The organism is Arthrobacter sp. H14, from assembly GCF_000520495.1.
Taxonomy (GTDB): Bacteria; Actinomycetota; Actinomycetes; order Actinomycetales; family Micrococcaceae; genus Arthrobacter_C.
On record NZ_KI914676.1, the window covers coordinates 16464 to 26664 of the forward strand.

The following is a 10201-nucleotide window of genomic DNA, read 5'->3' on the forward strand; positions in this document are numbered from 1 at the left end:
ATCCTGCTCGGGAACAGTGGGTGCAGGCGGGGTAAGTGCGACGCCGGTCCGCGCCGCCCGCAGCGCCCGGCGGAATGCTGCGGCATCCTGGAAACGCTCCTGCCTGCTTTTCTGCAGGGCGCGGAGCATCACTCCATCCAGAGCGGAGCTGATTTCCGGGTTGAACCGGCTTGGGGGCTCCGGTACTTCACGCACATGCTGGTATGCAACCGAAACGGGGCTGTCGCCCACGAAAGGCGGGCGGCTCGCGAGCATTTCATAGAGCAGGCAGGCCGCGGAATAAAGGTCACTTCGCGCGTCGACCGTCTCTCCCCTGGCTTGCTCGGGAGACAGGTACTGCGCCGTTCCAATAACCGCCTGGGTCTGGGTCATTGTGGCTGCGGAGTCGGCAATCGCCCGGGCGATACCGAAATCCATCACTTTCACGCCGCCGTCGGGCGTGACCATCACATTGGCTGGTTTGATGTCGCGATGAACGATTCCGGCCCGGTGGCTGTATTCGAGTGCCGAAAGCACGCCGAGGGTGTGCTCGATGGCCTCGTCGATACTGAGTTCCTTGGAACGGACCAGATCACGCAGCGTCCGGCCATCGACATACTCCATCACGATAAACGGCACGGTGACCGGTTCGGTGACGTCGTCCACCACGCACTGATCACCGGTGTCGAAGACAGACACAATGCTGGGATGGTTCAACCCCGCCACCGCTTGCGCTTCGCGCCGGAAACGCGATTGGAACTGCGGATCGCGGGCCAGGTCCGGGCGGAGGAGCTTGATGGCCACAGAACGGCCCAGCCGGACGTCACGACCGAGGTGAACGTCGGCCATACCGCCACGGCCGATCAGTTCACCTACTTCGTAACGTCCATCGAGGACACGTTGCTGGCTCAAATCTCTCCTGTCAGTGGTGGCTAGGGTGTGGGGCCTGTGGGTGGGGTGAGCGGAATTGGGGCGTCGGTTACGGCACGCCCGGACCTAAACCCTGGGACGTCGATTCACTCGGTGCTGGCGATGCCGATTCCTCGGGTTCCGGGCTGGGCCCCAGAGATACGACATAAGTTACAACCGATCCCTGATCAACCGCGGTTCCCTCACCGGGCGAAACCTCAATGACTTGTCCTTCGGGGACGGAAGGATCGTACCGGGACCCGCTCTGTTGAGGCTGCAGCCCCGCATCAACTATCTGTGCTGATGCGGTTTGCGCATCGGCACCGATCAATCCACCCGGGACGGTGGCCTGCTCCGGCCCGGTGGAATATTGCACGGTAATGGTCTCGCCCGGTGTGAGCTGGCCGACTGGATTGACGCCCAGTACTGTACCGGCCGCTTCTGGGCTCGGAACCGGGTCTTCCGCAACAACGAACCCGAGGTTTGTGAGCTCAGCTGCGACCTGGTCGAAAGGCCTCCCCTGATATTCCGCCTCGACAATATTTATCGTTTCGGGCTCCTCGGGAGTCTCCGGTTCCGGTTCCGGTTCGGGTGCCGGTGCCGGCTGGGTCGGCGCCGCGCTTTCGCTGGTTTCCGGTTCGGATTCAGATTCCGTTGGCGTCGCGGACTCAGACGTCGTGGTCTCACTCGCAGGCGGAGGGCCCTCATCGTCCGCGAGCAGTGGAGTGAGAATCAGCCAACCAATAACGGCAAAGAGAATAAGCAGCAGCAAGGCAAGGAGCGGCCAGGTCCACGGACTGCGGCCACGGCGCTCCGGTTCTTCCTCCACCACCTCTTCGTCCTCGACCCAGGCACGTTCGGCTTCGACAGCATCATCATCGTGGCCAACGGCCGGCATGGCCGACGTCACCGGGGCAGTGACTGCCTGCGTCGCCGCCGTCGGCTGCTCATCAACCGGGGCAGTGATTGCGTCCCCGTCCCCGGCACCAAACAGCAGCATGGCCGGTACGGCAGCTTCGGCCGCCCGGATGTCACCCCTGCGGATGGCATCAACGGCATCACCCAGCGACTTTGCGTCCTTCGGCCGTTCCTCCGGCGATTTCGCCAGCATGGACATCAACAGCGCGCGGACGGGTGCCGGCAGGTGCTCGGACAGCGGCGGTGGTTCATCGTTGACCTGGGCCAAGGCAATGGCAATCTGTGACTCGCCGGAGAATGGCCGCGATCCGGCCACGCATTCGTAACCTATTACCCCCAGGGAATATATGTCGCTGGAGCCCGTTGCTATCTGGCCCGTAGCCTGTTCCGGTGCGAGGTACTGGGCGGTTCCCATCACCTGTCCGGTGGCCGTCAGCGGAACCTGATCAGCCAGCCTGGCAATGCCGAAGTCCGTGATTTTCACCCGGCCGTCCGGAGTGATCAGGAGGTTTCCCGGCTTGATGTCCCGGTGTACCAGGCCCTGCGCGTGCGCTGCCGCCAGTCCACGGGCGGTCTGGCCAATGATGGAGAGCGTCCGGTCCGGTGAGAGGACGCGTTCGCGTTCAATAATGGTCGAGAGTGGAACACCAGGGACAAGTTCCATTACGAGATAGGCGGATCCCGCCTCTTCGCCGTAATCGAAGACATTCGCGATGCCGGGGTGGCTCAGCAGTGCAGTGTGCCGGGCCTCGGCGCGGAAACGCTCCAGGAACCCGTCGTCGCCGGTGTATTCCTCCTTGAGGATTTTTATGGCCACCAGCCGGCCCAGAACCTGATCCTGTGCCTTCCAGACTTCCCCCATGCCTCCGATCGCAATACGATCGGTCAGCTGGAATCTGCCGCCGAGTGTGATTCCAGAAGTTGGCCTCACCTGTTCAACACCGCCTCAAGAAGTCGCTTAGCGTTTGGACCCGTAAATTGTGCGCCCGTTTCAATATCGACATCCGAGACGACGATCGACACCACTGCCTGCGGATCATCCGCAGGGGCGAAACCAGTGAACCAGGAGTTGTTCTGACCGGGCGTACTGAGCTCCGCCGTACCGGTCTTACCGGCAACTTCAACGCCTTCGATGGCGGCCGCCGAACCGATGCCCTCGTCAACCACGCCTACCATCCAGTCGGTGATCTGATTCGCGATTTCGGGGCTGGTCGGGGTGGAAAAGACTTCCGGCTCGGGCGAACTGACCGGTTGCAGGTCCGGACTACGTACCGTTTCGACCAGTTGCGGTTTCATGATGACGCCGTCATTGGCAATGGCGGCTGACATCATCGCCACCTGCAGCGGCGTTACCCGCACATCTCGCTGCCCAATAGACGACTGGGCAAGGGCAGCGTCGTCCAAACCATCCGGGAAGATGCTCGGGGTGACGCGCAGCGGAATGCTCAGTTCCTGTCCGAAACCGAACTCCTGAGCCTCCTGCTGGATGGCTTCACCGCCGAGTTCCAAGGCAATACTGGCAAATGGCGTGTTGCAGGACTGCGCCAGGGCGAAAGCGAAGCTCGCCTCCCTCTGGGCGGAACAACCGCCAGTGGCAAAGTTGGGCAGGGTGTAGTCCAGACCGGGGAACTCCATTGCGGCAGGATTCGGAAGCGTACTTTCCGGAGAATATTCGTCGGATTCCAGCGCGGCGACGGTGTCAATGATTTTGAACACCGATCCGGGGGCATAGAGGTCACCCTCAATGGCGCGGTTGAACAAGGGGTTGTTCGGCGCCGACGTGATCTGCTGATAGTTCTCCACTACCTGGCTGGAGCTGTGTCCAGCCAACAGGTTTGGATCGTAGGACGGTTTGGAAACCATAGCGATGATGTCGCCGGTTTCCGGGTCCATGACCACGATCGATCCTGTTTGGTTACCGAGCGCTTCGTAAGCCAACCGCTGGATCTCGGGGTCAATCGTCAGCTCCACGGAGTAACCCTTGGGCTGATTGCCGGACAACAGGGACATGGCCTTATCAATGAACAACTCGCTGGCATCGCCCGAGAGCTCCTCACCCATCACGTCCTCCAGCGCTGTCGCTCCGTAGACGAGGGAGAAGTAGCCCGTCAGGTGCGCATACATTTCCCCGGGCTCGTAGACGCGCTGGTAATTGAACTGGTCGTCCGAGGGAACGGAATGAGCAACTTGCTGCCCATCGACGAGTATCGCTCCCCGGTCGCTGCCGAACTGTTGGTACAGCTGCCGGTTGTTCCAGTCGTTGGCTTGAAGTTCGTCCGCTACAAAGAACTGGACGTAAGTCACCGATCCCAGGACCAAAGCGAACATGGTCAGTGCGATAACCCACGAGTTTCGAATGGCTTGGTTCATAGTCTCCGCACCGCCTCGGTTGCTGTTCCATCTGATTTTCCGCTGGACCCGGACATGCTCGACGGCGGTTGGGTGTCAGCCGTGAGATCCTCGTTTGGCATCGGTCCGGTCGCCACGGGCCGCCTTGCCGCATCCGAGATCAGCAGCAGCAGGGCAATAATGATCCAATTCGCCAGCAGGGAAGAACCACCGGCCGACATGAACGGGGTGGTGAGACCGGTCAGTGGGATCAGCCGGGTCACACCGCCGATGACCACGAAACACTGCAGCGCGATGACGAACGAGAGTCCGCAGGCGAGCAACTTGCCGAACCCGTCCCGGGTTCCAAGGGCTGCCCGGAAGCCACGCGTGACCAGGAGTACGTAGAGCAGGATGATGGCGGAGAGGCCAATCAAGCCCAGTTCCTCGCCCAGCGCAGCAATGATCATGTCGCTGTTGGCGAACGAGACAAGATCCGGCCGTCCCTGACCCCAGCCGGTGCCCGTGAGGCCCCCGCTGGCAAGACCGAATAGACCTTGGACAATCTGCCCGCTGCCGCCCGGGGCGCGGTTGTAGACTTCGGGATCGAAAGCGTTGATCCAACTGTCGATCCGCAGCGTTACGTGCGGAAACAGTTGGGCCGCGACATATCCACCGGCTGCGATCAGCGCGAACCCGATGATCACCCAGCTGACCCGGCTGGTGGCCACGTAGATCATGGCCATGAACAATCCGAAGTACAAGATCGACGAGCCCAAGTCACGCTGGAAGATGAGCACCCCGATACTGACCCCCCAGGCGGCGAGCATGGGTCCCATGTCAGTTAGCCGGGGAAACTGCAACGGACCGACCTTTTTACCTGCAAGCAGGATCAAATCGCGGTTGGCAGATAGATATCCCGCAAAGAATATAGCAAGCGTAATCTTTGCTATTTCACCCGGCTGGAATGAATATCCGCCCACCAGGACCCAGATCTGCGCGCCGTTGATCTGTGCACCAAGTCCGGGAACCAGCGGAAGGATCAGGAGCACGGCGCTGACCACCAGTGAAATATAAGTAAACCGGCGCAGTATCCGATGGTCCTTGAGCACCAGCAGCACGACGATGGCGACGACGATCGCGACGGCGGTCCAGAGCAGCTGGCTGGCGGCGGCGGCACTGCCGGTTGTCAAGTCCAGCCGATGAATCATGGCGATGCCGATGCCATTCAAGGCAGTAACAATCGGAAGTATTATCGGATCGGCATATTTTGCCTTGATCCGCAGCACGATATGGAACGCAAAGACGATGCCGGCCAAGGTTCCGGCCTGGACGAAGAACTCCTGTGTGAAGGCACGGCCGGAGTCCAGATCGACCAGCATGTTGGCCCCGATGCCGACAACCAGGGCGAGCAGGAGCAATACTGCCTCGATATTCCGCCGTGGCTTCGGCACAGTTGCGACTTGGCTCATGATAAATCTCCGCACTCAGCAGGCTCACCGGAGGGACCGGCCGCTTCAGGGCTCTCACTGCTGCCCGGACTCTCGGTGCTGTCCGGGCTCGCTGTGGATGTACTGTCCGGCTCGGGTGAGGGGGACTCGGACGGACTGTCTGTGGGGTCGGGCGTCGCTGTCCCCGTAGTTGACGGCGAAGACGGCACAGGCGGACAGTCCGGCTGCCGGGGATCGGGGCCGGGGAACTGAATGTCGCGGACGATCCGGAACGCGTGGTTCAGGTCCTCAGCCGGCAATGTCCGCTCGAGGCGCTGCTGTGCATACTCCGGCAGCGATTCCACCTCTACAAAGGTCTTAGTGCGCAGCGAGGACAGTGAAATGGGTCCAAGATCCTGGGATATGCCTCGATAAATAGCCACATTGCCCTCGTATTCTGCAACGTAGTACCGGGTCTGCGTCCAGGCGTAGCCAGCCCAGAGGCCTCCGGCGAGGATGATAACGACGATTGCTGCAATAACCGCAAACAGTCCTCTCCGGGACCGCGGGACGCTCTCTTCTTCCTCGAACTCTTCTACAGTTTCCGGCGACTTGTGGGTCAGCAACGTGGCCGCGCGGCGTTGTGCGGTGCGCTCTGCGATGGTCGGAATTTCTCCGGTACTGGCAACGGTGGCGGCCGAACCGACAAGAACATGCGGCCGGCTGGCCAACTCCTCGCGCAGCACCTCCGCATTCAGATGGTCTATGTTGTCCCCGGCGTCTTCGCTGTTCCGCGTTGACGCATCATCCGGGTCGCTGCCGGCGGCCGTGGTTGCGGTCCCACTGCCTTCCGCCTCTTCGGCGGATCCGGGTTCGACCACGGCGAGGGCCGTCGTCGCAATATTGTCGGATGTCTTTTCCGCAACTTCGGCAACGACGATGGTGACGTTGTCCGGGGAGCCGCCTTCGAGAGTTAGCTCCACGAGCCGGTCAACGCATTCCTGCAGATCCGGATAGCCGCGGACTATCTGCTCGATGGTGCGCTCGTCGACCACGGCGTTCAGCCCATCCGAGCAGAGCATCCAGCGTTCGCCGATATCGGCGTCGAAGGACATTAAGTCCAGCTCGGGACTGGCATCCACGTCACCCAGCACCCGCATCAGCACGTTTTTATGCGGGTGGGTTTCGGCGTCTTCGGGCCGCAGCCTGCCCTCGTCGATCAGGCGTTGGACGAAAGTGTGGTCGATGCTGATCCGCTCAAAGGTGTCATTTTTGAGCCGGTAGGCCCTTGAGTCACCTATGTGCGCGAAATGCAGCTTGTCTTCCGAGAGCAGTACGGCGGTCACGGTGGTGCCCATGCCAGCCAGCTGCGGACTCGTCCGGACAAGGTCGGAGAGCAGGGAGTTCGCGGTCTGGATCTCGTCCGCCAGCGCCGTTCCGGCCTCCCCGTGGTAGACGTCGTCGTCCAAATGGATTAGCTCGAGCACCGTTGACGCCGAGGCAATGTTGCCCCCGGCGTGACCGCCCATGCCGTCCGCCACGACCGCCAGATACCTGCCGGCGTAGGCGGAGTCGTCGTTCTTTGACCTGACCTTCCCTACGTCCGATCGCGCCGCGTAGCGCAGGATCTTGACCACGGTCATTGCCTCAATTCGATGACCGTCTTACCGATCCGAATGGGTATCCCGGGCTCAACCGGCAGTGCGCGAGTCAGCTGCGAGTCGGCCAGGTAGGTCCCGTTGGTTGAGCCGAGGTCTTCGATAAACCATCGGCTTCCCTGCGGGAAAAGGCGTGCGTGCCGGCCGGACGCGTAGTCGTCGTCCAGCACCAGGGTGCATTCCTGTGCGCGGCCAAGAAGTATGGGGCTGGAGGCAAGGTCGAGGGTTGTGCCTCGCAATGGTCCCTCGACGACGACGAGTTCCCGCAGCGGACGCTTGGCCGGCGGAGGCGCGTGCTCGGCCATTTCGGGATTCTTCCGGACCTGCCGTGCGGTGGGCGCGCCGGTGCGGGTCCTGCGTCCCACGGCCAGGTCCCGGCGGAGGGCGCTGACGATGCTGAAGATAAGGACCCACAACAACAGTAGGAAACCGAAACGCAGAGCCGTAATGGTCAGTTCGCTGATCTCAGGGCTCACCCGCGTCCCCCATTCCGTGCCGGTAACAGCCGGAACGTGATTTTAGTACGCCCCATCGAAATGGTGGCGCCGTCGGTGAGCTCAACCTCGCCGTCGATCTTCCGGCCGTTGACATAGCTGCCATTGGTGGAACCAAGATCCACGGCCCGGGTGCGGCCGTTTCCGGTACGTATTTCGAGATGACGACGGGAAACGCCGGTGTCATCGACCGTAATGTCGGCATCCGAGGAGCGGCCCAGCACGACTGACGCGGCATTCAGCGAGTACCGCTGACCGTCGATCTCGAGCACCGGCTGCAACTGAGATGGCGGACGGGCGGGAGCACTCGGCCGCGGCGGTCCGGATGGCCGGAGAGCCGCGGCGGGTGCGTCACCGGATTTTTCGGTTCTCGACTGGACTTCGAATACGCCGCCCTTCAGCTCACTGTCCCTGGTGAAGGAGACCCGGACCGGGCCCTGCAGAGTGTAGTTCTGGCTGTTCACGTGGCGGATGATGACATCACACAGTTCCTCGGCGAGCGAGGATCCCCATTCCTGGGCACGCTCAAAATCCGTTGAGCTAAGGCGGGTGTCGAAAATATTCGGTGCCAGCGTCCGTCCGGCGGACAGCGTCATGGCCTTATTGTCCAGCTCGCGGCGGAGCCGGTTAGCGATTTCGACTGGTTGTACCTCGGCATTGGAACCGTGGGAGAAGGCGCCACGGACGACCTTTTCAATGCCACGTTCCACATTGTCCAACAGGCCCATTGCGTTGCCTCCTCCCTGTACTCGTCCGGCGCCCGGCGCCGCTGATAATTGCAGCCGGGCACCGGGCACGTACCGGGTTTGGGCACCCGGGATGTACGTTCTCCAGAACCTGACTTCCTACCGATACTACTTGGGTCAGTATCGATTGACCTTAAAGGCTAACGAATCGAGCTGTGGTTTTGTTCTTTTCAGGCTGGGTGTTGACCTATCTCACAATCGACCGATCGACGTCGTTTATGCATATCCGGACTGTTTCAGCTATGCTGGATTTCGCTGTTATCGGGGGTCTTGGCCTTCAATAATGCGCATGCGCGAGTGGCGGAACGGCAGACGCGCTGGCTTCAGGTGCCAGTATCCGAAAGGGTGTGGGGGTTCAAATCCCCCCTCGCGCACTACGGGAAATGCCCCGGTCTTCGGACCGGGGCATTCTTCGTTAAGCGTCCGCCTTGGGGTTAGTGGCTTTGCTGTCCCCGTTGATCCGTTTAGCCTCCGCGCGGACCTTGGCCTGTGTGGCGCGTTCTTCAACCAGCCACTGCGGCGGGTTCTCCAACAGCGCCGTAATCTCCGCCGTCGTCAACGCCTCAGTTACACCTCCGCGCGCGAGGCCGCTGACCGAGACGTTCAATTTCCGCGCAACTTCCGGGCGGGGATGAGGTCCGTTGCGCCGCAGCTCTGTCAGCCATTCGGGCGGATTGGCCTGCAGTTCGTTGAATTCGGCCCGCGAGATGGCCGACTCCTGGAAACCGGCAGGGGTGGCAGGAAGGTAGATTCCGAGTTTCTTGGCCGCGGTTGCCGGTTTCATGGACTGCGAAGTTTGATTGGTGCTCATGGAACAAGGGTATCGGCCCGTGCACCGGGACGGTTGAACAGCCGTTGGGTTAGTGTGATGGAGTGCCCCTTTTGGAGTCGTTAAGCATCGCGTTTGCCCCGGGAGTAACACCGGGCAAGTGGCTCAGCCGTTGGCGGGAGCGGCATCCGGACGTGCCGATTGACGCCTTCCCGTGCGACGTCGGTGCCCAGCTTGAGATGCTGCATTCGGGCAGGGCGGATATGGCTTTCGTCCGGCTGCCTGTGGAGGACGAGTCCTTGCATGTAATTCCGCTGTATTCCGAACAGCCGGTTGTTGTTGGGCCCAAAGACCACGAGATCTCCGTCTTCGATGAGGTCGAGCTCGACAGCCTCGACGATCCTTTCCTTGATCCGGATGCGATGGGCGGCGAAGCGATGGCCGTGGAAGTTGCAGCCTCGGGGGCCGGACTCGTGATCCTGCCCATGTCCGTCGCGCGTCTTCACAACAGGAAAGACGTCGTGTTCCGCCCGGTCACCGGTGTGGAGGAAAGCCGGATTGGTCTGGCATGGCTGGCCGCAAATACGTCAGAGCTGACCGAGGAATTCGTCGGGATCGTCCGCGGCCGTACCGCCAACAGTTCACGTCAGCCTTCCGCGCGTTCTGAAGCCGCCGGAGCGCTAAAGCCGGACGGCACAACGCCGACGACGGCGGGAGGGTCGGCGCGCGCGCAGGGGTCGGGTAAGGGGGGCGGGTCGAAGACCGGAAGCAAGGCCGGACGGACCAGCGGCGGGCGAAGCGGCGGCGCGAACAGCAGTGGCCGCAGCAGCGGTGGCCGTGGGAAAGGCTCCGCCGGGCGGAACCGTCGGCGGGGCGGCGGCAGGTAGTCGTGGCAGGCAATTATTGGCAGGCCGCCACCAACCGCCTGGCCAATCCGGTCCAGGTTTCAGCGGACACGGTTACGCGTCCG

General features: G+C 61.9%; 9 protein-coding genes and 1 tRNA gene. 2 read left to right on the plus strand and 8 right to left on the minus strand.

Annotation, left to right across the window (positions count from 1 at the left end):
• The 7 genes from Y707_RS26950 to Y707_RS0116755 all read right to left on the minus strand — a co-directional run.
• The coding region (locus Y707_RS26950) for a protein kinase domain-containing protein (RefSeq protein WP_155853076.1) at positions 1 to 891 on the minus strand (891 nt) is incomplete at its 3' end.
• A gap of 67 nt (positions 892 to 958) precedes the next feature.
• Positions 959 to 2737, minus strand: a complete 1779-nt coding sequence (locus Y707_RS0116730) for a protein kinase domain-containing protein (RefSeq protein ID WP_026535927.1) — start codon at positions 2735 to 2737, stop codon at positions 959 to 961.
• The gene (locus tag Y707_RS0116735; RefSeq protein WP_026535928.1) at positions 2734 to 4176 is read right to left on the minus strand and encodes a peptidoglycan D,D-transpeptidase FtsI family protein; all 1443 of its coding nucleotides are present in this window, start codon (positions 4174 to 4176) and stop codon (positions 2734 to 2736) included. Before Y707_RS0116735 ends, Y707_RS0116730 begins: the two co-directional genes overlap by 4 nt.
• Positions 4173 to 5606: an FtsW/RodA/SpoVE family cell cycle protein gene (locus Y707_RS0116740; protein ID WP_026535929.1), complete on the minus strand. Its 1434-nt coding sequence runs from the start codon at positions 5604 to 5606 to the stop codon at positions 4173 to 4175. Before Y707_RS0116740 ends, Y707_RS0116735 begins: the two co-directional genes overlap by 4 nt.
• On the minus strand, positions 5603 to 7207 hold the full coding sequence (locus tag Y707_RS26955) for a PP2C family protein-serine/threonine phosphatase (RefSeq protein WP_051442128.1): 1605 nt from the start codon (positions 7205 to 7207) through the stop codon (positions 5603 to 5605). Before Y707_RS26955 ends, Y707_RS0116740 begins: the two co-directional genes overlap by 4 nt.
• The gene (locus Y707_RS0116750) at positions 7204 to 7686 is read right to left on the minus strand and encodes an FHA domain-containing protein FhaB/FipA (protein ID WP_026535930.1); all 483 of its coding nucleotides are present in this window, start codon (positions 7684 to 7686) and stop codon (positions 7204 to 7206) included. Before Y707_RS0116750 ends, Y707_RS26955 begins: the two co-directional genes overlap by 4 nt.
• A gap of 8 nt (positions 7687 to 7694) precedes the next feature.
• Positions 7695 to 8444 (minus strand): FHA domain-containing protein, encoded by a 750-nt coding sequence (locus Y707_RS0116755; protein WP_026535931.1) that lies wholly within the window; start codon positions 8442 to 8444, stop codon positions 7695 to 7697.
• A gap of 309 nt (positions 8445 to 8753) precedes the next feature.
• Between Y707_RS0116755 and Y707_RS0116760 the strand changes: the two genes are divergently transcribed.
• Positions 8754 to 8836: transfer RNA gene (locus Y707_RS0116760), tRNA-Leu, on the plus strand.
• Between the two features lie 41 nt (positions 8837 to 8877).
• On the opposite strand, the gene Y707_RS0116765 is transcribed toward Y707_RS0116760, so the two are convergent.
• On the minus strand, positions 8878 to 9246 hold the full coding sequence (locus tag Y707_RS0116765) for a DUF5997 family protein (protein WP_026535932.1): 369 nt from the start codon (positions 9244 to 9246) through the stop codon (positions 8878 to 8880).
• Positions 9247 to 9344: 98 nt separating this feature from the next.
• Between Y707_RS0116765 and Y707_RS26960 the strand changes: the two genes are divergently transcribed.
• Complete coding sequence (locus Y707_RS26960) at positions 9345 to 10118, plus strand: LysR family substrate-binding domain-containing protein (protein ID WP_051442129.1); 774 nt, start codon at positions 9345 to 9347, stop codon at positions 10116 to 10118.
• The last annotated feature ends 83 nt before the right edge of the window (positions 10119 to 10201 follow it).

What these genes read in the sequence shown, in the direction of transcription:
- Y707_RS0116765 (WP_026535932.1), bottom strand. Translation starts at nt 9,246, where the DNA reads ATGAAACCGGCAACCGCGGCCAAGAAACTCGGAATCTACCTTCCTGCC.
- Y707_RS26955 (WP_051442128.1), bottom strand. Translation starts at nt 7,207, where the DNA reads ATGACCGTGGTCAAGATCCTGCGCTACGCGGCGCGATCGGACGTAGGG.
- Y707_RS0116735 (WP_026535928.1), bottom strand. Translation starts at nt 4,176, where the DNA reads ATGAACCAAGCCATTCGAAACTCGTGGGTTATCGCACTGACCATGTTC.
- Y707_RS0116740 (WP_026535929.1), bottom strand. Translation starts at nt 5,606, where the DNA reads ATGAGCCAAGTCGCAACTGTGCCGAAGCCACGGCGGAATATCGAGGCA.
- Y707_RS0116755 (WP_026535931.1), bottom strand. Translation starts at nt 8,444, where the DNA reads ATGGGCCTGTTGGACAATGTGGAACGTGGCATTGAAAAGGTCGTCCGT.